Origin of the sequence: Streptococcus oralis, assembly GCF_023109315.1 — a bacterium.
Classification (GTDB): Bacteria; Bacillota; Bacilli; order Lactobacillales; family Streptococcaceae; genus Streptococcus; species Streptococcus oralis_BS.
On the sequence record NZ_JALDUF010000004.1, the window covers coordinates 1 to 22,661 of the forward strand.

Annotated in this window: 24 protein-coding genes; 19 read left to right on the plus strand and 5 right to left on the minus strand. The window is 38.9% G+C overall.

From position 1 onward, the window contains the following. Positions 1 to 112: 112 nt before the first annotated feature. Together recF and yaaA are read right to left on the minus strand one after the other, a co-directional pair. On the minus strand, positions 113 to 1,204 hold the full coding sequence (gene recF, locus M1F74_RS05785) for a DNA replication/repair protein RecF (protein ID WP_247946557.1): 1,092 nt from the start codon (positions 1,202 to 1,204) through the stop codon (positions 113 to 115). 2 nt (positions 1,205 to 1,206) lie between these two features. After that, positions 1,207 to 1,575, minus strand: coding sequence for a S4 domain-containing protein YaaA (yaaA, locus tag M1F74_RS05790; protein ID WP_247946558.1), 369 nt, complete (start codon positions 1,573 to 1,575; stop codon positions 1,207 to 1,209). A gap of 160 nt (positions 1,576 to 1,735) precedes the next feature. Between yaaA and yfmF the strand changes: the two genes are divergently transcribed. The 12 genes from yfmF to tsf all read left to right on the plus strand — a co-directional run bounded on the left by yfmF (position 1,736) and on the right by tsf (position 12,934). Continuing rightward, a complete protein-coding gene (gene yfmF / locus M1F74_RS05795) occupies positions 1,736 to 2,986 on the plus strand; it encodes an EF-P 5-aminopentanol modification-associated protein YfmF (protein WP_247946559.1) in 1,251 nt (416 codons plus the stop codon). Beyond that, positions 2,983 to 4,266 (plus strand): EF-P 5-aminopentanol modification-associated protein YfmH, encoded by a 1,284-nt coding sequence (gene yfmH / locus M1F74_RS05800; protein WP_247946560.1) that lies wholly within the window; start codon positions 2,983 to 2,985, stop codon positions 4,264 to 4,266. Before yfmF ends, yfmH begins: the two co-directional genes overlap by 4 nt. Before the next feature lie 36 nt (positions 4,267 to 4,302). Next, positions 4,303 to 5,124, plus strand: coding sequence for a cytoskeleton protein RodZ (rodZ, locus tag M1F74_RS05805; protein WP_247946561.1), 822 nt, complete (start codon positions 4,303 to 4,305; stop codon positions 5,122 to 5,124). Between the two features lie 10 nt (positions 5,125 to 5,134). Next, complete coding sequence (gene pgsA / locus M1F74_RS05810) at positions 5,135 to 5,680, plus strand: CDP-diacylglycerol--glycerol-3-phosphate 3-phosphatidyltransferase (RefSeq protein WP_247946562.1); 546 nt, start codon at positions 5,135 to 5,137, stop codon at positions 5,678 to 5,680. Continuing rightward, a complete protein-coding gene (locus M1F74_RS05815) occupies positions 5,677 to 6,504 on the plus strand; it encodes an energy-coupling factor ABC transporter ATP-binding protein (protein WP_247946563.1) in 828 nt (275 codons plus the stop codon). The genes pgsA and M1F74_RS05815 overlap by 4 nt, the downstream gene beginning before the upstream one ends. Next, positions 6,489 to 7,328: an energy-coupling factor transporter ATPase gene (locus tag M1F74_RS05820; protein ID WP_247946564.1), complete on the plus strand. Its 840-nt coding sequence runs from the start codon at positions 6,489 to 6,491 to the stop codon at positions 7,326 to 7,328. The genes M1F74_RS05815 and M1F74_RS05820 overlap by 16 nt, the downstream gene beginning before the upstream one ends. Continuing rightward, positions 7,321 to 8,115, plus strand: coding sequence for an energy-coupling factor transporter transmembrane component T family protein (locus M1F74_RS05825; RefSeq protein ID WP_247946565.1), 795 nt, complete (start codon positions 7,321 to 7,323; stop codon positions 8,113 to 8,115). Before M1F74_RS05820 ends, M1F74_RS05825 begins: the two co-directional genes overlap by 8 nt. 60 nt (positions 8,116 to 8,175) lie before the next feature. Then, positions 8,176 to 8,991, plus strand: coding sequence for a rod shape-determining protein MreC (gene mreC / locus M1F74_RS05830; RefSeq protein WP_007520952.1), 816 nt, complete (start codon positions 8,176 to 8,178; stop codon positions 8,989 to 8,991). A 2-nt stretch (positions 8,992 to 8,993) separates the two neighbouring features. Next, on the plus strand, positions 8,994 to 9,488 hold the full coding sequence (gene mreD, locus M1F74_RS05835; protein ID WP_001237922.1) for a rod shape-determining protein MreD: 495 nt from the start codon (positions 8,994 to 8,996) through the stop codon (positions 9,486 to 9,488). A gap of 93 nt (positions 9,489 to 9,581) precedes the next feature. Further along, the gene (gene pcsB / locus M1F74_RS05840) at positions 9,582 to 10,811 is read left to right on the plus strand and encodes a peptidoglycan hydrolase PcsB (RefSeq protein ID WP_000727001.1); all 1,230 of its coding nucleotides are present in this window, start codon (positions 9,582 to 9,584) and stop codon (positions 10,809 to 10,811) included. Positions 10,812 to 11,035: 224 nt separating this feature from the next. Next, positions 11,036 to 11,815, plus strand: a complete 780-nt coding sequence (gene rpsB, locus M1F74_RS05845; RefSeq protein ID WP_000268476.1) for a 30S ribosomal protein S2 — start codon at positions 11,036 to 11,038, stop codon at positions 11,813 to 11,815. A gap of 78 nt (positions 11,816 to 11,893) precedes the next feature. After that, a complete protein-coding gene (gene tsf / locus M1F74_RS05850) occupies positions 11,894 to 12,934 on the plus strand; it encodes a translation elongation factor Ts (protein ID WP_000808088.1) in 1,041 nt (346 codons plus the stop codon). Positions 12,935 to 13,213: 279 nt separating this feature from the next. Here the strand turns inward: tsf and cysK are convergent, their stop codons facing one another. The 3 genes from cysK to M1F74_RS05865 form a co-directional block, all read right to left on the minus strand. Next, complete coding sequence (cysK, locus tag M1F74_RS05855) at positions 13,214 to 14,140, minus strand: cysteine synthase A (RefSeq protein WP_000158479.1); 927 nt, start codon at positions 14,138 to 14,140, stop codon at positions 13,214 to 13,216. Positions 14,141 to 14,236: 96 nt separating this feature from the next. Next, the gene (locus M1F74_RS05860; RefSeq protein WP_033584681.1) at positions 14,237 to 14,680 is read right to left on the minus strand and encodes a PH domain-containing protein; all 444 of its coding nucleotides are present in this window, start codon (positions 14,678 to 14,680) and stop codon (positions 14,237 to 14,239) included. A 15-nt stretch (positions 14,681 to 14,695) separates the two neighbouring features. Continuing rightward, complete coding sequence (locus tag M1F74_RS05865; protein ID WP_000395762.1) at positions 14,696 to 15,331, minus strand: YigZ family protein; 636 nt, start codon at positions 15,329 to 15,331, stop codon at positions 14,696 to 14,698. Between the two features lie 56 nt (positions 15,332 to 15,387). Here M1F74_RS05865 and M1F74_RS05870 point away from each other — a divergent pair, with 56 nt between their 5' ends. From M1F74_RS05870 to M1F74_RS05900, 7 genes are all read left to right on the plus strand, one after another. Further along, positions 15,388 to 16,686: a DEAD/DEAH box helicase gene (locus tag M1F74_RS05870; RefSeq protein ID WP_247946566.1), complete on the plus strand. Its 1,299-nt coding sequence runs from the start codon at positions 15,388 to 15,390 to the stop codon at positions 16,684 to 16,686. Further along, positions 16,683 to 17,345 carry a ComF family protein gene (locus M1F74_RS05875; protein ID WP_247946567.1) on the plus strand — a complete coding sequence of 221 codons (663 nt, stop codon included), beginning with the start codon at positions 16,683 to 16,685 and terminating at the stop codon, positions 17,343 to 17,345. The genes M1F74_RS05870 and M1F74_RS05875 overlap by 4 nt, the downstream gene beginning before the upstream one ends. A gap of 79 nt (positions 17,346 to 17,424) precedes the next feature. Further along, positions 17,425 to 17,973: a ribosome hibernation-promoting factor, HPF/YfiA family gene (hpf, locus tag M1F74_RS05880; protein ID WP_000599118.1), complete on the plus strand. Its 549-nt coding sequence runs from the start codon at positions 17,425 to 17,427 to the stop codon at positions 17,971 to 17,973. A gap of 244 nt (positions 17,974 to 18,217) precedes the next feature. Then, entirely contained in the window at positions 18,218 to 19,426 is a 1,209-nt protein-coding gene (locus M1F74_RS05885) for an acyl-CoA dehydrogenase family protein (protein WP_247946568.1), read from the plus strand. A gap of 80 nt (positions 19,427 to 19,506) precedes the next feature. Beyond that, entirely contained in the window at positions 19,507 to 20,355 is an 849-nt protein-coding gene (locus M1F74_RS05890; RefSeq protein ID WP_025172369.1) for a 3-hydroxybutyryl-CoA dehydrogenase, read from the plus strand. An 18-nt stretch (positions 20,356 to 20,373) separates the two neighbouring features. Further along, positions 20,374 to 21,552, plus strand: coding sequence for an acetyl-CoA C-acetyltransferase (locus M1F74_RS05895; RefSeq protein WP_033584690.1), 1,179 nt, complete (start codon positions 20,374 to 20,376; stop codon positions 21,550 to 21,552). Between the two features lie 320 nt (positions 21,553 to 21,872). After that, positions 21,873 to 22,652, plus strand: a complete 780-nt coding sequence (locus tag M1F74_RS05900) for an enoyl-CoA hydratase/isomerase family protein (RefSeq protein ID WP_247946569.1) — start codon at positions 21,873 to 21,875, stop codon at positions 22,650 to 22,652. The last annotated feature ends 9 nt before the right edge of the window (positions 22,653 to 22,661 follow it).

Here is a 22,661-nt window from a genome sequence, read left to right on the forward strand (position 1 = left end):
TATCTTCATAACTCAATTTCATAATAAAACACCCCAAAAGTTAGATTCTTTCTGTCTAACTTTTGGGGTGCAGTTCAAAATTAGGGGTTCTTTTATTTACAACAGTGTCAATTTAATTTACAGATATCTGACCGTTTTGAATATTGAAAATACTAAGGTTTTCTGGCAAGTTTTGTAAGTGATCCAAACTTGTTGTTGTGATAAAGGTTTGGATAGATTGAGAAATGGTTTCTAGTAATTTTAGTTGCCGGGTGTTATCAAGTTCGCTCATAACATCATCAAGCAAGAGTATCGGAGACTCGTTGGTAATACTTTCCATTAGCTCAATCTCTGCTAGTTTGATAGAAAGTACAAGACTACGATGTTGACCTTGACTTCCAAAACTAGCATCCATACCATTGATATAAAAAGAAATATCATCTCGATGAGGGCCAACTCCAGTATTCTTTTTAAATAAGTCTCTGGATCTGCTTTTCTCCAAAGCAATTTTAAAAGAACTTGTTAGCTGTTCTTCATCAGTGAAGTTGACAGATGATTGATAATATATTGACAAGTCTTCTAATTTATTTGAAATTTCTAAGTGTTTTTTTTGACCAAATTTCTCTAAGTCTTTAATGAATTTTATCCGATGCTTTATGACGCGACAACCATACTCTACTAACTGATCATCTAAGACTGACAGAAATGTTTCATCAATCTTCTGACTGGATTTTAGATAAGTATTTCTTTGCTTGAGTATGTGGTTATAGTTAGACAAGTCTGACAAGTAGATTGGTTTTATTTGTCCTAGTTCGATGTCTATAAACTTTCGACGGACAGAGGGCGCTCCTTTAATTAGCTGGAGATCTTCAGGTGCGAAGAGGACAACATTCATATGTCCGATGTAGTCTGATAGGCGCGCTTGCTTTAAGTGATTGACTTTAGTCACACGCCCTTTTGGCGTTAAATCAATTTCTAGAGGGATAGAGCTTGTTTTTTTCTGTAGCAAGCCAGAAAGATGGAGTTGCTCGTTATCAAAATGAATGAGATTTTTATCTGTACGAGTCCGATGACTACGTGTCAAGGCCAAGAAATAGATTGCTTCTAGAATATTGGTTTTTCCTTGTGCATTTTGACCTAGAAAGACATTTAATTTTGGATTGAAATCAATTTTTGCCTCTTTGTAGTTTCGAAAGGTTTTAATTGTTAAATGTTGGAGCCACATGGTTATCTTCCTGGAAAACGTGGAGCTTGTTTGGTTTTAGGTGATGAAGAAATTTTTTGTTTTTCTTTCTTGACGCCTTTATTCATCTCTTTGACAAGTTTAGCAATTCGCTCTTTCTCAATCTTATCTGCTTGATACTCTTCTTGCTCTTTTAAACTTGGTTTTGTCAAGGTGATGTCAATCTTTAAATCAGGAATGTCAATCGTATCTCCAATACGGATTTTTTTCCCACGTCTATTTTCTAATTCACCATTAAAGTAAACTTGATGATCTATTAAAAAGGATTTGATAGCACCACCGCTTTGTATAATTCCAAGCTCTTTTAGGAGGGCTTGGAGCGTAATAAATTCTTCAAATAATTTGTATTCCATAATTCACCTCAATCTTTGGTATTATACCATATTTTCCTTGAAATAGCTGAAGGAAAGTTAGCTAAAATGAAAACGGTTTCACTCTTTAAAGCTATGAAGAGAACAAGAAAAATTTTGATTTTCGTGGTATAATAGAACTCTATATGTAAGGAGGTAAGGTATGGAATTAGTGCCTGGAATTTCAGCACATTTTGTTCAATCCAAAAAGTTTAAAACAAATAAAATCACTATTCGTTTTACTGCTCCCTTATCTCTTGAGACGATAGCAGGACGCATGTTAAGTGCAAGTATGTTGGAGACGGCAAATCAAGTTTACCCAACATCACAAGCATTTCGCAGATACTTGGCAAGTTTATATGGAACAGATATTTCCACAAGTGCTTATCGTAGGGGACAGGCACATATTCTTGACTTAACGTTTACTTATGTGAGGGATGATTTTTTAAGTAAAAAGAATGTCTTGACTTCTCGAATTTTGGAATTGGTGAAACAGACTTTATTTGCTCCCTTAGTTCAAGATGGTGCTTTTGAGCCGGTCTTATTTGAAATTGAAAGAAAACAGTTGTTGGCTAGTTTAGCTACTGACATGGATGATTCATTTTATTTTGCGCATAAGGAGTTGGATAGCTTGTTCTTCCATGATGAGCGTCTTCAATTGAGATACAGTGATTTACGAAATAGCATTTCAAATGAGTCTCCGGAAAGTAGCTACACGTGCTTTCAAAATGCTCTGAAAAATGATCGTATTGATTTCTTTTTCTTAGGTGACTTCAACGAAGTAGAAATTACAGAATCACTGAAGTCATTACCCTTTACAGCTAGAGAGAACGGCGCCACTATCCAGTACCATCAATCTTATTCGAATGTTCTACGAGAAGGAATGTTTCAGAGGAATGTTGGGCAATCTATTTTGGAATTAGGCTATCATTCTCCTGTAAAATATGGTGATGATGAGCATTTACCCATGCTTGTTATGAATGGTTTGTTGGGTGAATTTGCACATTCAAAACTTTTTACAAACGTTCGTGAAAATGCTGGAATAGCCTATACAGTCTCGAGTCAATTGGATTTGTTTAGTGGTCTGTTAAGGATGTATGCGGGTATTGATAGAGAAAATCGAAATCAGGCTAGAAAAATGATGAATCATCAATTGCTAGATCTGAAAAAGGGTAACTTTACAGATTTTGAACTTGAACAAACCAAGGAGATGATTCGAAGATCTTTATTGATTGCTCAAGATAGTCAGCATACCCTAGTTGAAAGAGCCTATTTGAATGCTCTATTTGGAAAATCAAGCTTTGATATTGATCGATTGGTAGCAAAATTAGAGAGTGTTGATAAAGAAGCTGTCTGTATAGCTGCCAACAGTTTAAAGTTACAAGCGATTTACTTTATGGAAGGAGTAGAATGACAAAGGTTACTTTTGAAGAAAAATACTATTCTGCTGTAAAGGAAACAGTCTACAAAACAAAATTGTCAAATGGGTTGACAGTTTCTTTACTCCCTAAGCAAGATTTCAATGAGGTTTATGGGATTGTAACGGTTCAATTTGGTTCTGTAGATGCAACTTATACAAGCTTGGACAAAGGTTTGCGTTATCATCCAGTAGGGATTGCACATTTTCTTGAACATAAATTGTTTGAAAGAGAAAATTCTGAGGATATAATGGCTGCGTTTACTCGATTAGGTGCGGACAGTAATGCTTTTACAAGCTTTACTAAGACCAGCTATCTTTTTTCAACAATTGACCATCTATTAGAAAATTTAGATTTGCTAGATGAGCTAGTTGGAGATGTTCATTTTACAGAAGAGTCTTTTTTGAGGGAACAGGATATTATCCAGCAAGAACGAGAAATGTACCAAGACGACCCAGACTCACGCTTGTTTTTTGCAACATTAGCCAACCTTTATCCTGATACTCCTTTAGCAATAGATATTGTTGGAAGTGAGAAATCAATTTCTGAGATTCAAATTTCAAATTTAAAAGAGAACTTTACAGACTTTTACAAACCTGTCAACATGTCACTGTTTTTAGTTGGAAATATTGATGTAAAAGTTGTTGAGGAATACTTTTCGAAAAAGGAAAAGGACGTTTCAAATCAGTTTACAGTTACAAAAGAGAAACTACCCTTGCAACCTGTGAAGCAAACAGATAGTCTTCGGATGGAAGTTTCTTCACCCAAACTTGCTGTTGCTATTAGAGGAACTGGTCAAATAAAGGAAGAGGAGTCTTATCGTTACAACATTTTATTGAAATTGCTATTTACGATGATGTTTGGATGGACTTCGGATCGTTTTCAAAAATTATACGAGACAGGGAAGTTAGATGCATCATTGTCACTAGAGGTTGAGGTAAATAGTCGCTTTCATTTTGTGATATTGACGATGGATACCAAGGAACCTGTTTCTTTGTCGCACCAGTTTCGGAAAGCGATTCGTCAGTTTAGTAGTGATGCAGATATTACTGAGGAGCATCTCGATCTTGTTAAGAGTGAGATGTTTGGAGAATTTTTCAGTAGTATGAACTCTTTGGAATTTATTGCAACTCAATACGATCCGATGGATCGCGGAGAAACAATTTTTGATTTTCCGAAAATTTTACAGGAAATTACTTTGGAAGATGTTCTTGAAGCTGGGCATCGTTTGATTGATAATGGTGATCTAGTTGATTTTACAATTTTTCCAGCCTAAATAAAGCAAGAACACTAGAAAGAAGGAATGGTAAGTATGAGAAAAAAAACAATTGGCGAGGTTCTGCGTTTAGCTAGAATTAACCAAGGATTGAGTATAGAAGAATTGCAGGAAAAAACTGAAATTCAGTTGCATTTTCTAGAAGCAATGGAGGCGGATGATTTCGATCAACTTCCTAGCACTTTTTACGCTCGTTCTTTTTTAAGAAAATATGCCTGGGCAGTAGAGTTAGATGAAAGAATTGTTTTGGATGCCTATGATTCAGGTAGTATGATCACCTATGAAGAGGTCGATGTTGATGAAGAAGACCTGTCTGGTCGTAGACGATCAAATAAGAAAAAAACGTCTTATCTCCCCTTATTTTATTTTGTGCTATTTGCTTTGTCAATTTTAATTTTTGTCACTTACTATGTTTGGAACTACATCCAAACTCAGCCAAGACCTTCTTCAGCTAACTATAGTGTTGTGAACTCAACTAGTTCAACAACCTCATCTAGTTCATCTTCTAGTAGTCAGGTATCGAGCTCATCTTCTACTGCGGAATCAACTATTACCGTTTCAGGTGAAGGGAACCGCATTGAAGCTCGGTATAAAACGAGTAAGGAAACCACTACTGTTCAACTGGCAGTATCAGATGCAACTAGTTGGGTAAGTGTTTCAGGAAGTGAGCTGGAGGGTGGTGTGACACTATCTGCAGACAATAAGAATGCAAAAACAACAGTTTCAACTAAGAATCCCGTTACTATTACTTTAGGTGTAGTGAAGGGAGTTACTGTGACTGTGGACAATCAAACAATCGATACCTCGAAGCTGACAACTCAGACTGGAACTGTAACACTTACATTCACTACAGATTAAGGAAAAATCAATGAAAAAAGAACAAATTCCTAATGTATTAACTATTGGTAGAATTTTCTTTATACCTCTCTTTATTCTTATTTTGACTTTGGGCCATTCACAAGGCAGTCACCTGCTGGCAGCGATTATCTTTGCAGTTGCTAGTATAACGGATTATCTCGATGGTTACCTTGCTCGTAAATGGAATGTAGTCAGCAACTTTGGAAAGTTTGCTGATCCGATGGCCGATAAGCTGTTGGTTATGTCAGCTTTTATCATGTTGATTGAGTTGGGTATGGCTCCAGCTTGGGTTGTTGCTATTATCATCTGTCGTGAACTTGCGGTGACAGGCTTGCGTTTGTTGCTTGTTGAGATGGGAGGGACAGTTCTAGCAGCAGCGATGCCAGGGAAAATCAAGACCTTTAGTCAGATGTTTGCTATTATCTTTTTGCTCTTACATTGGAATTTAATTGGTCAGCTGTTACTTTATATAGCTTTGTTTTTCACTATCTACTCTGGTTATGATTATTTCAAGGGTAGCGCTCATGTATTCAAAGGGACATTTGGTTCGAAATGAAATCGATTATTGAAGTAAAAAATCTGTCTTTTCGTTACAAGGAAGACCAGGATCATTATGATGTTAATAATGTCTCGTTTCACGTGAAACGGGGAGAATGGCTTTCGATTGTAGGTCATAATGGGAGTGGAAAATCGACAACTATCCGTTTGATTGATGGTTTGCTTGAAGCAGAGTCTGGGGAAATCTGGATTGATGGACAATTGCTGTCCTCTGAGAATGTTTGGGACTTACGCCGTCAAATTGGTATGGTTTTTCAAAATCCAGATAACCAATTTGTGGGGGCAACTGTTGAAGATGATGTCGCCTTTGGATTAGAAAATCAGGGACTTCCTCGAGAAGAAATGAAGAAGAGAGTGGCTGAATCTTTGGAGTTAGTAGGTATGCTAGACTTTAAGAAGAGAGAACCAGCTCGTTTATCTGGTGGACAAAAACAGCGGGTGGCCATTGCAGGAGTTGTTGCCTTGAGGCCAGCTATTGTGATTTTGGACGAGGCTACAAGTATGTTGGATCCTGAGGGACGCAGAGAACTGATTCAGACAGTGCAAGAGATTCGAAAAGACTATCAGATGACAGTTGTCTCCATTACGCATGACTTGGAAGAAGTTGCGATGAGTGACCGTGTCCTGGTCATGAAAAAAGGCCAAGTGGAGTCAACCAGTAGCCCAAGAGAACTTTTTTCTCGGGATGACCTTGACCAGATAGGCTTAGATGATCCCTTTACGAATCAATTGAGAGAATCTTTGAGAGAGACTGGCTATCAGTTGCCGGATGGCTATTTGACAGAAGGAGAGCTAGAGGACAAGTTATGGGAATTACTCTAGAAAATGTGAGCTTTACCTATCAAGAGGGGACACCCCTATCTTCATCAGCCTTGACTGATGTTTCCTTGACGATTGAGGACGGCTCCTATACAGCTTTGATAGGACATACAGGTAGTGGGAAATCGACAATCTTACAGCTTTTAAATGGCCTATTGCTTCCAAGTAAGGGTTCTGTTCGAGTTTTCGATACCGTCATTACCCCTACATCAACCAATAAAGAAATTCGCCAGATTCGAAAGCAGGTCGGTCTAGTGTTTCAATTTGCTGAAAATCAGATTTTCGAAGAGACTGTTTTGAAAGATGTTGCGTTTGGACCGCAAAATTTTGGAGTTTCTGAGGAGGAAGCCAAGAAAATTGCGCGTGAAAAGTTAGCCTTGGTGGGCATTGATGAGTCACTCTTTGAACGAAGTCCATTTGAACTTTCGGGTGGTCAGATGAGACGTGTGGCTATAGCAGGTATGCTAGCTATGGAGCCTACTGTCTTGGTTTTGGATGAGCCAACAGCTGGACTAGATCCTTTGGGCAGAAAAGAATTGATGACCCTGTTTAAAAAACTTCACCTTGCTGGAATGACAATCGTTCTGGTAACGCATTTGATGGATGACGTAGCTGAGTATGCTGATCAGGTTTACGTTATGGAAAAGGGGTGTTTGATCCAAAGTGGTAAACCGAGCGAAGTTTTCCAAGATGTAACCTTTATGGAAAATGTGCAGTTAGGTGTGCCTAAAATCACAGCCTTTTGTAAACGTTTGGCAGACAGAGGTGTCGCTTTTAAAAAACTGCCAATCAAGATAGAGGAGTTTAAGGAGTCGCTAAATGGATAGTATGATTTTAGGGCGTTATATACCGGGGGATTCCATCATTCATCGTTTGGATCCACGTAGTAAATTGCTTGCCATGATTCTGCTGATTTTGATTGTATTTTGGGCCAATAATCCTCTCACCAATCTCATTCTGTTTGTAGCGACAGGTATATTTATCGCTTTGTCAGGCGTTTCCCTCTCATTTTTCATTCAGGGATTAAAATCCATGTTTTTCTTAATTGCTTTTACGACTCTTTTTCAGCTCTTTTTCATTTCAAGTGGAAATGTCCTATTTGAGTTTTCTTTTATAAGAATAACGGATTATGCTTTGCAACAAGCGGGAATCATTTTCTGTCGTTTTGTGTTGATTATTTTCTTTTCAACCTTGCTAACCTTAACGACCATGCCTTTGAGCCTGGCAGCTGCAGTTGAAGCCCTTTTAGCACCGTTGAAACGCGTGAAAGTTCCCGTTCATGAAATTGGTCTGATGTTATCAATGAGTTTGCGTTTTGTTCCAACTTTGATGGATGACACGACGAGAATTATGAATGCTCAAAAAGCTCGTGGAGTTGACTTTGGCGAGGGAAGCATCATTCAAAAAGTAAAGGCTATGATTCCAATTTTAATTCCTCTTTTTGCGACGAGCTTAAAGCGTGCAGATTCATTGGCAATAGCCATGGAAGCACGTGGCTATCAGGGAGGAAAGGGTAGAAGTCAGTATAGACAGTTGAGATGGAGTCAAAAGGATACACTGGCAATTCTTGTGATTTTGGTACTGGGATGTTTCTTATTTTTCTTAAAATCTTAGCAGGTTTGTAGGATTGATAAGAAGCTCACAGTAGCAGGTTTTTAGTATAAAGGTAGGAATATGAACCGTTTTAAAAAATCAAAATATCTAATCATCGTTTTTGTCACAGTTTTGGCAGTTTCTGTTCTATTAGTGACAACCTATTCAAGCGCTATTGTGACGAAACTAGGAGATGGGATTTCTTTAGTGGATAGAATTGTCCAAAAACCCTTTCAGTGGTTTGACGATTTCAAATCGGATTTGGACCATTTGACGCAGACTTATAATGAAAATGAAAGCTTAAAAAAGCAACTCTACAAACTAGAAGTGGAGTCTAATCAATCAGAAAGTTTAAAAAATGAAAATGAACAACTACGTCAGTTGCTGGATATGAAGTCAAAATTGCAGGCTACAAAAAACTTAGCAGCAGATGTGATTACGCGCTCACCGGTATTTTGGAAGCAAGAGTTAACGATAGATGCAGGAAGTTCAAAGGGTGCTTCTGAAAATATGTTGGCCATTGCAAACGGGGGCTTGATTGGCAGTGTTTCAAAAGTGGAGGATCATTCAACAACGATCAACCTATTGACAAACACCGAAAATTCAGACAAAATTTCCGTTAAAATCTTGCATGGTTCTACTGAAATTTACGGAATTATCGTTGGTTATGACAAAGAAACCGAACTTCTTAAAATTAGTCAATTAAACAGTAACAACGACATTAGTGCCGGAGATAGGGTGACTACAGGGGGGCTTGGAAACTTTAATGTTAAGGATATTCCTGTTGGAGAGGTTGTTGCTACAACTCATAGCAGTGATTATCTAACACGAGAGGTAACAGTAAAGTTAAGTGCTGATACTAAAGATCTTCATGTGGTAGAGTTAGTGGGGAATTAGCAATGAGACTGTTAAAACAAGTTGGTATTTTCTTTTTACTTCCTTTTCTTGTGCTAATTGATGCACATATTGGTCAATTAGTAGAATCCTTTTATCCACATTTTCACTTAGCAAGTCATTTCCTGTTTTTATTTCTCTTGTTTGAGACAATTGAGGTATCAGAATACTTCTATTTAGCTTATTGCTGTATAGCAGGTTTGGTGTACGATATCTATTTTTTCCACTTGATAGGAATTGCGACACTTTTATTTATCTTGATAGGTGCCTCACTTCACAAGTTTAATAGTGTAACTTTGTTGAACCGTTGGACGAGAATGTTAACAATAGTTGTGATGAGTTTCCTATTTGATATGGGTAGTTATCTTCTGGCCCTTGCTATGGGACTGACAGTAGAATCAATGCCAGTTTTCATTGTTTACAGCCTTGTCCCATCAATGATTTTAAACTTTTTATGGATGCTTATTTTCCAATATATTTTTGAAAAATATTATCTATAAGAAAGAAATAAAAATGTAACAAAGGCGTAATATTTATTATGTCTTTTTTTGGTATACTAGTAATGTCTTAAATAGAAGGAGTATCTACACAATATGAAGAAAAAAATCTTAGCGTCACTTTTATTAAGTACAGTATTAGTGTCTCAAGTGGCAGTGTTAACAACTGTTCACGCTGAAACAACTGATGAAAAAATTGCTGCTCAAGATAGTAAGATTAGTGACTTGACAGCTCAACAAAAAGAAGCTCAACAACAGGTAGATGAAATCCAAACGCAAGTTACAGCCATTCAAACACAGCAAGCAAACTTACAAGCTGAAAATGAAACACTACAAGCGGAATCTAAAAAACTCGAAGGAGAAATTACAGAGCTCTCTAAGAATATTGTTGCTCGTAATGAATCTTTGGAAAAACAAGCACGTAGCGCACAAACAAACGGTGCTGCAACTAGCTATATCAACACAATTGTAAATTCAAAATCAATTACAGAAGCTATTTCCCGTGTTGCGGCTATGAGCGAGATTGTATCGGCTAACAACAAAATGTTAGAGCAACAAAAAGCTGATAAAAAATCAATTTCAGAAAAACAAGTCGCAAATAATGAAGCAATCAATACTGTCATTGCGAACCAACAAACGCTTGCTGACGATGCACAGACATTGACAACAAAACAGGCGGAGTTAAAAGTTGCTGAGTTGAACCTTGCTGCAGAGAAAGCTACTGCAGAAGGTGAGAAAGCTACCTTGTTGGAACAAAAAGCAGCAGCAGAGGCAGAAGCGAAAGCAGCAGCTGAAGCAGAGGCAGCTTATAAAGCACGTCAAACAAGTCAACAACAATCAGTTGTTGCTTCTGGAAACACAAGTTTCTCAGCTCAAGTGCAAGCAACATCTACATCAACGTCAGCATCAGCATCTGATGACGAGGACTCAAGCTACACTCCAGCACCTACACCTACTCCAACTCCTACTAGACAACGTCCAACATACAGTACAAATGCTTCAAGTTATCCAACTGGTGAATGTACTTGGGGAGCTAAAACATTAGCACCTTGGGCTGGAGATTACTGGGGTAACGGAGCACAGTGGGCTACAAGTGCAGCAGCTGCAGGTTTCCGTACTGGTTCTCAACCACAAGTTGGTGCGATTGCATGTTGGAATGATGGTGGCTATGGACACGTAGCGGTTGTTACAGCAGTTGATTCAACTACTCGTATTCAAGTATCAGAATCAAACTATGGTGGAGATCGTACAATCGGTAACAAACGTGGATGGTTCAACCCAACTACAACATCTGAAGGTTATGTTACTTACATTTATCCAAACTAATGAATGAAACGAAGAGGCTCGATTTGAGCCTCTTTTATTATTTTTAATCGAGAGCAAGATCGAAATCTATCAAAATCACTTGAAAATATCGCTAAAATGTGGTAGAATGAAACTTGTCGTGTAAACGATAATACTCATTCTTGATGAATTGTGAAACTGTTGCCCTCGGGTCGTTTTGCAAGTTGAAATCAAGAAGAGGAAAAAAACAAAAAGGAGAAATACTCATGGCAGTAATTTCAATGAAACAACTTCTTGAGGCTGGTGTACACTTTGGTCACCAAACTCGTCGCTGGAACCCTAAGATGGCTAAGTACATCTTCACTGAACGTAACGGAATCCACGTTATCGACTTGCAACAAACTGTAAAATACGCTGACCAAGCATACGACTTCATGCGTGATGCTGCGGCTAACGATGCAGTTGTATTGTTTGTTGGTACTAAGAAACAAGCTGCTGATGCTGTTAAGGAAGAAGCAGAACGTTCAGGTCAATACTACATCAACCACCGTTGGTTGGGTGGAACTCTTACGAACTGGGGAACTATCCAAAAACGTATTGCTCGTTTGAAAGAAATCAAACGCATGGAAGAAGAAGGAATCTTTGATGTTCTTCCTAAGAAAGAAGTTGCACTTCTTAACAAACAACGTGCACGTCTTGAAAAATTCTTGGGTGGTATCGAAGACATGCCTCGTATCCCAGATGTAATGTACGTAGTTGACCCACATAAAGAACAAATCGCTGTTAAAGAAGCTAAAAAATTGGGAATCCCAGTTGTAGCGATGGTTGACACAAACACTGATCCAGACGATATCGATGTAATCATCCCAGCTAACGATGACGCTATCCGCGCGGTTAAATTGATCACAGCTAAATTGGCTGACGCTATCATCGAAGGACGTCAAGGTGAAGATGCAGCAGCAGTTGAAGCAGAATTTGAAGCTTCAGAAGCTCAAGCTGACTCAATCGAAGAAATCGTTGAAGTTGTAGAAGGCGACAACGCTTAATTCAAATAAGTAATCATTACCTAGGAGGGCGGGGCTTAGCCCGGCTCTCCTATTTTTAAAAAATATAGGAGAATCAAAATGGCAGAAATTACAGCTAAACTTGTTAAAGAGTTGCGTGAAAAATCTGGTGCTGGTGTTATGGACGCTAAGAAAGCATTGGTTGAAGTTGAAGGTGATATCGAAAAAGCAATCGAATTGCTTCGTGAAAAAGGTATGGCTAAGGCAGCTAAGAAAGCTGACCGTGTTGCAGCTGAAGGTTTGACTGGTGTATTTGTTAACGGTAACGTTGCAGCAGTAGTTGAAGTAAATGCTGAAACTGACTTCGTTGCGAAAAACGCTCAATTCGTTGAGTTGGTAAATGCAACAGCTAAAGTAATTGCTGAAGGTAAACCAGCGAACAACGAAGAAGCACTTGCTTTGACAATGCCTTCAGGTGAAACTCTTGAAGCAGCCTATGTATCTGCAACAGCTACAATCGGTGAAAAAATCTCATTCCGTCGTTTTGCTTTGCTTGAAAAAACAGATGCGCAACACTTTGGAGCATACCAACACAATGGTGGTCGAATTGGTGTTATCTCTGTTATTGAAGGTGGAGACGAAGCGCTTGCTAAACAAATCTCAATGCACATTGCTGCGATGAAACCAACAGTTCTTTCTTACAAAGAATTGGATGAGCAGTTCGTTAAAGATGAGTTGGCACAATTGAACCACGTGATTGACCAAGATAATGATAGCCGTGCAATGGTTGGTAAACCAGCTCTTCCACACTTGAAATATGGATCAAAAGCTCAATTGACTGATGAAGTGATTGCTCAAGCTGAAGAAGATATCAAAGCTGAATTGGTTGCAGAAGGCAAACCGGAAAAAATCTGGGATAAAATCATCCCAGGTAAAATGGATCGCTTCATGCTTGACAACACTAAAGTTGACCAAGCATACACACTTCTTGCACAAGTATACATCATGGATGACAGCAAGACGGTTGAAGCCTACCTTGATTCAGTTAACGCTTCAGTAGTTGAGTTCGCTCGCTTTGAAGTTGGTGAAGGTATCGAAAAAGCTGCAAATGATTTTGAAGCTGAAGTTGCAGCTACAATGGCAGCAGCCTTGAATAACTAAAGAATCTGAAACAAAATAGTTCTCAGCCACAAAAAAGCTAGAGGTTTCCAATTGAGGAACTCTAGCTTTTTAATTTTGACTCCTTCTCTTATTGTATTTTAAGAGGTTATTGGCCATGAGTATGAATCCCATGTTAATTCTCACTTGACGCTTACCTCTCAGATTACATCTCGTGTAACCCCAGCAAGCCTTTATCTGCCCCAAAACTTTGTTTTAGAGAATAGGCTCTATATGAGTATATAAAAAGCCCTTTAATAAGGGCTAAGTGCATTTAGGAGACTACACTTCAAATTCGTAGAGTGCTGTAGACAAATAACGTTCGCCGTTATCTGGTGCTAAAGCAAGAACTTTCTTCTCTGTACCTAATTTCTTGGCAACCTCAATTGCCCCGTAAATTGCTGCAGCTGAAGAAATCCCAACAAGGAAGCCTTCTTTTCCACCAATTTCACGTCCGAGTGCTAGAGCATCATCTGACGTTACGCGGACGATACCATCATAGGCTTTTGTATCAAGGGTTTCAGGAATAAATCCAGCTGAGATGCCTTGAATTTTGTGAGGTCCTGGTTTTTCACCAGACAAGATAGCTGACTCGTCTGCCTCAACTGCATAAACTTGAATGTTTGAATTTGCTGCTTTAAGAGCGTGAGAAACACCTGAGATCGTTCCACCGGTGCCAACACCACCCACAAAAGCATCTAGTCCATCAGAACCGAAAGCAGCCAGTATTTCAGCTCCTGTTGTTCTTTCGTGCACTTCTGGATTAGCTGGATTATTAAATTGGAGGGGAAGGAAGCCGTCACGTTCAGCGGCGATTTCCTGAGCTTTGGCAATAGCCCCTTTCATTCCTTCACTTCCAGGAGTAAGGACGAGTTCAGCACCATAGGCTTGGATAATCTTACGTCGTTCCACACTCATCGTTTCAGGCATGACGATAACAACTTTATATCCTTTAGCGGCACCAACCCATGAAAGACCGATACCAGTGTTTCCACTCGTTGCTTCAACAATGGTAGCACCCGGTTTTAGAATACCATCTTGTTCCGCTTTTTCAATCATACTAAGGGCAATACGGTCTTTTACTGACGATCCAGGGTTAAAAGCTTCTAGTTTAACATAGACGTCTGCAGCACCCTCTGGAACAATGTTGTTGAGTTTAACAATCGGTGTTTGTCCAATTAGTTCAGTGATATTATTATAAATAGTCATAGATATACCTCTTTGTATAAGATGATACTAGTATAACGCGCTCAAGGCTATTTGTAAAATATAGAAATCCTATCAAAGTGATAGGATTTTTTTATATCAAAGGTCTAAGCCATTAATTTTTAATCGATTGTGATAAGCCAATTCTAATAAATAGGTGTAAAGCGGAAGGATGTCCGTTTTTTTAGGGAATTCAAATTTATGGAAACTCAGATGCTCATTATGTGCTTTTAGAAAGACATTTTCTAAATAAGTGATCGTAATCTCACTATCATCTATACCTGCTCCAGCAGTTTCCATTTCAACGTTTACAATGTTCATCAAAAAGAGTGACTTAACAGACATCTTGCGACCAGTGGCACCTTGCTTATCTGTAAAGATGATACGGATATTTGTAAAAATAATTGAATCGCGAATAAGTTTATATCCACTTTGAATTTCTTCATTCTCTAGTAGATATTGTCCATATTCTTTGATAAGAGTCTCTTTGTTTTCCTCGCTGAAGTTACCAGCAAGTCCTTGAATAAATTTTCCAAACGCCATGTATTTCTCCTTTGTTTACACTAAGTTCACAGGGACTTCAACTTCTCGTAAACCTTGATCCGTTAAAGTAACCTTTCCATTAAAAAACTCTACAAGAGCAGCCTTGATATTTTCTTTCTCTTCCTTATCAACATAAATCATTGTATCAACTTGATCTGTAAAGTTTGTATCCAGCTCCATGAGATTATGTTCTTTAAGAAAATTGCCATATTCTTGATACTGAGTGTAGGACATCTGAATGTCTATACCAGCCTGTTCTTTGATTTCAATAATGCCAATTTCTTTGACAGCCAAGGCCACACTACCTGCATAGGCACGGATCAAACCGCCAGCACCTAGTTTGATGCCACCAAAGTAGCGTGTCACTACCACACAGAGATTGGTTAGATTATGATTTTCTAAGACACCCAGCATAGGGACTCCAGCAGTACCACTAGGTTCCCCATCATCACTCGTACGTTTGATTTCACTGCGTTCCCCTATAATAAAAGCAGAGCAGTTATGGGTGGCTTTATAGTGTTCTTTTTTGATGGTAGTGATGAAGTCACGAGCCTCTTCTTCGCTATAAACACGCTTGACATGACAGATAAAGCGGGATTTTTTGATTTCTTCTTGGACCTGCCCATCCTCTTTAATTGTTCTAAATTCCATGATTCAATTGTACTAAAAAAATATCTAAAGTGCTAGATTTTTACGAATATTAAAGTATGAAAGTAAATCCAAATTACCTCGGTCGCTTGTTTACTGAGAAAGAATTAACTGAAGAAGAACGACAGGAAGCAGTGAAACTGCCAGCAATGAGAAAAGAGAAGGGGAAACTGTTTTGTCAACGTTGTAATAGTTTGATTCTAGAAGAATGGTATTTGCCTATTGGCGCCTACTATTGCAGGGAGTGCTTGCTGATGAAGCGAGTCAGGAGTGATCAAGCTTTATACTATTTTCCGCAGGAGAATTTTCCTAAGCAAGATGTTCTCAAATGGCGTGGTCAGTTAACCCCTTTTCAGGAAAAGGTATCAGAGGGGTTGATTCGAGCAGTCGAAAAGAAAGAACCGACTTTAGTTCATGCTGTGACAGGAGCTGGAAAGACAGAGATGATTTATCAAGTTGTGGCCAAAGTGATTGATGATGGTGGTGCAGTTTGTTTGGCCAGTCCTCGAATTGATGTATGTTTAGAACTGTATAAGCGACTGCAGAATGACTTTGCTTGCGATATAGCGCTACTCCATGGCGAATCAGAGCCGTATTTTCGAACACCATTAGTTGTTGCGACGACCCATCAGTTATTGAAGTTTTATCAAGATTTTGATTTGCTGATAGTGGATGAAGTAGATGCTTTTCCTTATGTTGACAATCCAATGCTTTACCATGCTGTCAAGAATAGTGTAAAGGAGAATGGATTGAGAATCTTTTTAACAGCGACTTCTACCGATGAGTTAGATAGGAAGGTTCGTTTAGGAGAACTAAAAAGATTGAGTTTGCCAAGACGATTTCATGGAAATCCGTTGATTATTCCTAAAACTATTTGGTTGTCGGATTTTAATCGCTATTTAGATAAGAAGTGTTTGTCACCAAAGTTAAAGTCTTATATTGAGAAGCAGAGAAAGACAGGTTATCCGTTACTCATTTTTGCTTCAGAAATTAAGAAAGGGGAACAGTTAAAAGAAATCTTACAGGAGCAATTTCCAAATGAGAAAATTGGTTTTGTATCTTCTGTAACAGAGGATCGATTAGAGCAGGTACAAGCTTTTCGAGATGGAGAACTAACAATACTGATCAGTACGACAATATTGGAACGCGGGGTTACCTTCCCTTGTGTGGATGTTTTCGTAGTAGAAGCTAATCATCGTCTCTTTACCAAGTCTAGCTTGATTCAGATTGGTGGTCGAGTTGGACGTAGTATGGACAGACCAACTGGTGAGTTGCTCTTTTTTCATGATGGATTAAATGCTTCCATAAAGAAGGCAATCAAGGAAATCAAGCAGATGAACAAGGAGGCGGGGTTATGAACTGTCTATTATGTGGACAGACAACAATGAGTGACTTGACATTTAGTCACCTCTTGCTGTTTAAGAATGATAACAACTATCTTTGTTCAGATTGTGAGTCTACTTTTGAGAAAATTGGTGAGGAATATTGTCCAAACTGTATGAAAACGGGCTTGTCAACTAAGTGTCAAGATTGTAAACTTTGGTGTAAAGAAGGAGTTCACGTCGATCATAAGGCAATCTTTACCTATAATCAAGCTATGAAAGACTTTTTCAGTCGATATAAGTTTGATGGAGATTTTTTGCTTAGAAAAGTGTTTGCTTCCGTTCTTGCTGAGGAGCTGAAAAAGTATAGAGGTTATCAATTTGTTGTAATTCCCCTAAGTTCTGAAAGATTGCTTGAGAGGGGATTTAACCAGGTTGAGGGTTTGGTCGAAGGGGCAGGCTTTTCTTTTAAAGATATATTAGGAAAAAGAGAAGAGAGTGCTAGTTCTTCTAAAAGCCGTTTGGAAAGGTTGGCTACTGAAATTCCATTTTTTATTAAAGATGGGATCTCACTTCCTAAGAAGATTTTGCTGATTGATGACATCTATACAACAGGTGCAACTGTGAATCGTGTGAAACGACTTTTGGAAGAAGCAGGTGCTTTGGATGTTAAAACTTTTTCCCTTGTAAGATGAGGAAAAAATTTGCAAAATGAAAATGAAAGCGCTATAATATAGTTAGAAAAACAAAAATGTTTAGAAAGAAGGTACTTATATGATTAAATATAGTATCCGTGGTGAAAACCTAGAAGTAACAGAAGCGATTCGTGATTATGTAGTTTCTAAACTCGAAAAGATCGAAAAGTATTTTCAACCTGAGCAAGAGTTGGATGCACGTGTGAATTTGAAAGTTTACCGTGAAAAAACTGCAAAAGTTGAAGTAACGATTCCACTTGGATCTATTACTCTTCGTGCAGAAGATGTTTCTCAAGATATGTATGGATCTATCGACCTTGTAACTGATAAAATTGAACGTCAGATTCGTAAAAATAAAACAAAAATCGAACGTAAGAATAAAAATAAAGTTGCGACAAGCCAACTCTTTACAGATGCCCTAGTTGAAGATGCAAATGTTGTGCAACCAAAAGTGGTTCGTTCAAAACAAATTGATTTGAAACCAATGGATTTAGAAGAAGCACTTCTTCAAATGGATTTATTGGGACATGATTTCTTTATCTATGTAGATGTGGAAGATCAAACAACTAATGTTTTGTATCGCCGTGAAGATGGTGAAGTTGGTTTGCTCGAAGTGAAAGAATCATAAAATTGAAATAACTAATAAGAGTGGTTTACTGATTTGTAAACCACTTTTTCTTGTGCCTAAGTGGTTAGAAAAACTAGGAAATCCTTGATAAACAGTCAGAATCAGCCCCTATAATCTGAACTTATAGGGGTGTTTATATTTATTAAGTAGACAAAATAATACCCTAAGGGATAGAATGGTGTTGTCAACAAATAGCGAATACAAAAATGTAAGCGCTCTTATAACAAATAAAGGAGTCATAACTATGGCAACAAAAGAAGAAATTTTACGCGAACTATATCCTGAAGACCTTTTTCACTATGCGGATGGTCTAACTTTGGGAGAAGCAGAGGTTTTACAAGAAACTCGCCGTTTGATTGAGAAACATCTCCGTCCGGTTATTAATGAATACTGGGAAAAACCTGATTTTCCTTTTGAAGAATTCTATGCTGTAGCTAAGGGCGCTCAAATTATGAACAATCCAAAATTGTTTGAGGGACGTGAGGGTAGCTGGAAACCTTCTGAACTTTATATTGCTTTCTTGTATCTTGAACTTGCTCGCTTCGATGCTTCTATGGCAACATTCTACACCGTTCATGGCGGACTTTGCTACAACACAATTCTCTTGGGTGGTGATGAGCGTCAACAAAAAGAATTTCTTCCAAAACTAGCTGCATTTGATTGGCAAGGTTGCTTCGCTTTAACTGAACCTCTTTCAGGTTCTGATATTGCTGGAGGACTTGCGACTACTGCAGAACGTGTTGGAGACAAGTGGATTCTAAATGGTGAAAAACGCTGGATTGGTGGTTCAGATACTGCGGATGTTGTTCCTGTATTTGCTCGTGATGTTGCGGATGGCAAGGTGAAATGCTTTATCGTTCGTAAGGGAGCTCCTGGATATCATGCAGAACCAATCCCACACAAGATTGCTCTTCGTTGTATCCGCAATGGCCATATTACAATGAAGAATGTAGAGGTTCCAGATTCAGACCGTTTGGTAAATATCAATGGTTTTGGTGATGTAGCCCGTATCTTGACCTTCACTCGCGCGGACGTTGCTCACATTGCTATGGGAGTAACTTGTGGATCCTATGTTGCAGCTCTTAAATATGCTAAAGATCGTGAACAGTTCAAACGTCCAATTGCCAAATTCCAAATTGTTCAAGAAAAATTGGCTCGTATGCAAGCAAATGCTGTAGCAGTTATTGCTTATTCAACTCGTATTGCTGAGATGCAAGAGAAAGGTAATGAATTGATGCTTAACTCTGCTCTTGCTAAAATGCACAATTCCTTGGTGATGCGCGAAACAGTTGCCCTTGCTCGTGAAACTTGCGGAGGTAATGGTATTACACTTGAGACAGACGTTGCTCGTTTCTTTGCAGATGCTGAATCAATCTATACCTATGAAGGTTCACACGAAGTGAATGCCTTGATTGTTGGTCGTGAGATTACTGGACTAGGTGCCTTTGTTTAATGTCAGAAGGGCGATTGAAGGATTTCTGTTCAATCGTCCTTGCTTCATGCACTGGATTTTTGTAAAATAAGAAGGAGAAAATAATGATATCTAAGGTGATGATTATTGGTTCTGGTCAAATGGGAAGCGGAATTGCTCAAGTATTTGCTCAGGCTGGTTTTACAGTTTACTTAAACGATATTAAAGAAGAATTTGTTCAAAGAGGCTTGAATAATATCACAAAACAATTGGAACGTTCAGTTGAAAAAGGACGGATGTCTGCGGATGAGAAGGATCAGGTATTGGCCAATTTGCTTCCATCTGTTTCATATGAAGATGCGAAACAAGTCCAATTGGTGATTGAAGCTGCAACTGAGAATCGTGAGATTAAGTTGAATATTTTCAAACAATTGGATGAATTGACAGATCCTAAAACTATCTTAGCATCAAACACATCCTCTTTGTCAATCACGGATATAGCTGCTGCTACTAAACATCAAGAGCGCGTGATTGGAATGCACTTCTTTAATCCTGCCCCAATCATGAAACTTGTAGAGGTTATTAAGGCCTTGCAGACTTCAGAAGAAGTGGTTCAGGCGGTTCGTGAACTGACAGTGAAAATTGGTAAAACACCAGTTGATGTTAAAGATTCTTATGGTTTTGTTGTGAACAGAATTTTGATTCCTATGATCAATGAAGCCATTTACATTCTAGGTGAAGGAGTGGCTAGTGCCGAAGAAATCGATGAAGCGATGAAACTTGGTGCAAATCATCCTATTGGACCTTTGGCTCTTGCTGACTTGATTGGGTTGGATGTTTGTTTGGCTATTATGGGCGTCCTAAACCAAGGGTTTGGTGATCAAAAATACCGTCCTGCCCCTCTTCTTAAGAAAATGGTCGAAGCAGGAAAATTGGGACGGAAGACAAAAGAAGGTTTCTTTACTTACTAGACACTGATGGAGGTAGTCATGAAAGACGTAGTTATTGTTTCGGCAGTGCGAACACCTTTAGGTTCCTTTGGCGGGAGCTTGAAGAATGTTTCTGCTGTTGATTTGGGATCTTTGGTAATTAAGAGTGCTTTGGAAAAAGCGAATATTAAACCAGAGCAGGTAGATGAAGTGATTATGGGGAATGTCCTAGGCGCAGGTTTAGGTCAAAACGTAGCTCGTCAAATGAGCATTCACGCAGGACTCCCTGAATTTACACCAGCCTTTACTATCAACAAGGTTTGTGGTTCCGGTTTGAAGGCAGTGCAGTTGGCTGCTCAAGCGATTCGATGCGGCGATGCAGATATTATCGTAGCTGGTGGTGCAGAAAACATGAGTCAGGCGCCATACGTTTTGCCAAGTTTCCGTTGGGGTGGTCGTATGGGAGATTCGAAAGTGGTAGATACCATGATTAAGGACGGTTTGTCTGATGCCTTTAACGAATACCATATGGGGATTACAGCTGAGAATGTGGCAGAAGAATATGGTATTAGCCGAGATGATCAAGATGCGCTTGCTTTGGAATCACAAAAACGAGCAGTGGCGGCTATAGAATCTGGACGCTTTAAGGAAGAGATTGTTCCGGTGGTTATTCCTCAACGTAAAGGCGATTCTATCGTCTTTGATACAGATGAATTTCCTAGAAAAGATGCTAGCTTGGAGAGTCTGTCTAAGCTACGACCTGTTTTCAAAAAAGACGGTTCTGTTACAGCGGGTAATGCATCAGGTATCAATGACGGAGCAGCGGCTGTCTTGGTCATGAGCGCTGAAAAAGCTGAAGAATTGGGACTCCCAGTGATTGTTCGCATTCGTTCGTATGCAAGTGCAGGTTTGGATCCTAAAATTATGGGATGTGGACCGATTTATGCGACTCGCAAAGCTCTAGAAAAAGGCAATTTGACAGTTGATGATCTTGACTTGATCGAGTCAAATGAAGCCTTTGCTGCTCAGGCTTGTGCGGTTGGGAAAACACTTGGCTTTAACACAGATATTGTCAATGTTAATGGTGGCGCGATTGCTCTTGGTCATCCAATTGGAGCTTCAGGCTGCCGTATCTTAGTGACTCTGGTACATGAGATGATGAAACGTGATGCCAAAACTGGTTTAGCAACTCTCTGTATCGGAGGAGGGATGGGAACAGCCCTCATCGTTGAACGTTAGTTATTAGAAAACTGAACGTCAGTTCCTCTTTTTCAATATTACGATTACAAAATGAGATATTGATCCGATCTCATAGTTACATACCTTATCAAGTGTCTTTCTCCGAAAGTGCTTGATAAGGTATTTTTGCTTTTCCTAAGACTTTGAGGGTAGATTGAATGGCTCTATTCTATAAGCTGGACTTATAGGTCTATAAATAAAGATTAAGTAGACGGATAGGGAAAAAAGGATTATGATGAAAATGTAAGCTCTTACATTTTGTGTTGGTATTTGTTGACGCTGTACTCTGTACTCAAAATAAATCAAGTAGGAGCAGAACAATGAGTAAAACTGTTTTATTAGAGGTTAAGAATGGTTTTGGCTATCTAACAATTAACCGTCCATCGGCTTTGAACGCTTTAAGTTCAGAAGTCTTAAAGGATTTGAATCTCGCTTTAGACCAAATTGAAGCAAGCGAGGACATTCGTGTTGTCATTGTGACCGGTCAAGGAGAGAAAGCATTTGTCGCAGGAGCAGACATTAAAGAGATGGACCAAATGTCTCCAATTCAGGCTCATGAATACATGACCTATGCGAACGACACCTTTACCCGCTTATCTGAATTGACTCAGCCAACTATTTCAGTATTGAATGGTTATGCTTTGGGAGGCGGTTTAGAATTAGCTCTTTCAACTGATATCCGAATCGGCTATGACAAGACAATGGTTGGCTTCCCTGAAGTCGGCTTGGGAATCATTCCTGGTTTTGCAGGTACTCAAAGAATGTCTCGTTTGATTGGTATTAGTAAAACAAAGGAATTAATCTTCACTGCTAGAATGGTTAAAGGACAAGAAGCATATGATCTTGGAATTCTTAACAAGTTGGTAGCAGCAGAAGAACTATTGCCTGCGGCAGAAGAGCTGGCAGGAGCGATTATGAAAAATGCACCGCTAGCAGTTGAAAAAGCTAAACATATTATCCAAGTTGGCTCAGAACTCCCTCTGAAAAATGCTATTCGTTTGGAAACAGAAGCGGAAGCTCTACTCTTCTCAACAGAAGATAAGGTAGAAGGAATGCGCGCTTTTGTTGAAAAACGCAAAGCTGTCTTTCAACGTAAATAAGAGAGGAGA

What these genes read in the sequence shown, in the direction of transcription:
- yfmH (WP_247946560.1), top strand. Translation starts at nt 2,983, where the DNA reads ATGACAAAGGTTACTTTTGAAGAAAAATACTATTCTGCTGTAAAGGAA.
- mreC (WP_007520952.1), top strand. Translation starts at nt 8,176, where the DNA reads ATGAACCGTTTTAAAAAATCAAAATATCTAATCATCGTTTTTGTCACA.
- M1F74_RS05820 (WP_247946564.1), top strand. Translation starts at nt 6,489, where the DNA reads ATGGGAATTACTCTAGAAAATGTGAGCTTTACCTATCAAGAGGGGACA.
- yaaA (WP_247946558.1), bottom strand. Translation starts at nt 1,575, where the DNA reads ATGGAATACAAATTATTTGAAGAATTTATTACGCTCCAAGCCCTCCTA.
- recF (WP_247946557.1), bottom strand. Translation starts at nt 1,204, where the DNA reads ATGTGGCTCCAACATTTAACAATTAAAACCTTTCGAAACTACAAAGAG.
- M1F74_RS05885 (WP_247946568.1), top strand. Translation starts at nt 18,218, where the DNA reads ATGGCAACAAAAGAAGAAATTTTACGCGAACTATATCCTGAAGACCTT.
- mreD (WP_001237922.1), top strand. Translation starts at nt 8,994, where the DNA reads ATGAGACTGTTAAAACAAGTTGGTATTTTCTTTTTACTTCCTTTTCTT.
- M1F74_RS05815 (WP_247946563.1), top strand. Translation starts at nt 5,677, where the DNA reads ATGAAATCGATTATTGAAGTAAAAAATCTGTCTTTTCGTTACAAGGAA.
- M1F74_RS05895 (WP_033584690.1), top strand. Translation starts at nt 20,374, where the DNA reads ATGAAAGACGTAGTTATTGTTTCGGCAGTGCGAACACCTTTAGGTTCC.
- cysK (WP_000158479.1), bottom strand. Translation starts at nt 14,140, where the DNA reads ATGACTATTTATAATAATATCACTGAACTAATTGGACAAACACCGATT.
- tsf (WP_000808088.1), top strand. Translation starts at nt 11,894, where the DNA reads ATGGCAGAAATTACAGCTAAACTTGTTAAAGAGTTGCGTGAAAAATCT.
- M1F74_RS05825 (WP_247946565.1), top strand. Translation starts at nt 7,321, where the DNA reads ATGGATAGTATGATTTTAGGGCGTTATATACCGGGGGATTCCATCATT.
- M1F74_RS05860 (WP_033584681.1), bottom strand. Translation starts at nt 14,680, where the DNA reads ATGGCGTTTGGAAAATTTATTCAAGGACTTGCTGGTAACTTCAGCGAG.
- pgsA (WP_247946562.1), top strand. Translation starts at nt 5,135, where the DNA reads ATGAAAAAAGAACAAATTCCTAATGTATTAACTATTGGTAGAATTTTC.
- pcsB (WP_000727001.1), top strand. Translation starts at nt 9,582, where the DNA reads ATGAAGAAAAAAATCTTAGCGTCACTTTTATTAAGTACAGTATTAGTG.
- M1F74_RS05865 (WP_000395762.1), bottom strand. Translation starts at nt 15,331, where the DNA reads ATGGAATTTAGAACAATTAAAGAGGATGGGCAGGTCCAAGAAGAAATC.
- M1F74_RS05870 (WP_247946566.1), top strand. Translation starts at nt 15,388, where the DNA reads ATGAAAGTAAATCCAAATTACCTCGGTCGCTTGTTTACTGAGAAAGAA.
- hpf (WP_000599118.1), top strand. Translation starts at nt 17,425, where the DNA reads ATGATTAAATATAGTATCCGTGGTGAAAACCTAGAAGTAACAGAAGCG.
- yfmF (WP_247946559.1), top strand. Translation starts at nt 1,736, where the DNA reads ATGGAATTAGTGCCTGGAATTTCAGCACATTTTGTTCAATCCAAAAAG.
- rpsB (WP_000268476.1), top strand. Translation starts at nt 11,036, where the DNA reads ATGGCAGTAATTTCAATGAAACAACTTCTTGAGGCTGGTGTACACTTT.
- rodZ (WP_247946561.1), top strand. Translation starts at nt 4,303, where the DNA reads ATGAGAAAAAAAACAATTGGCGAGGTTCTGCGTTTAGCTAGAATTAAC.
- M1F74_RS05900 (WP_247946569.1), top strand. Translation starts at nt 21,873, where the DNA reads ATGAGTAAAACTGTTTTATTAGAGGTTAAGAATGGTTTTGGCTATCTA.
- M1F74_RS05875 (WP_247946567.1), top strand. Translation starts at nt 16,683, where the DNA reads ATGAACTGTCTATTATGTGGACAGACAACAATGAGTGACTTGACATTT.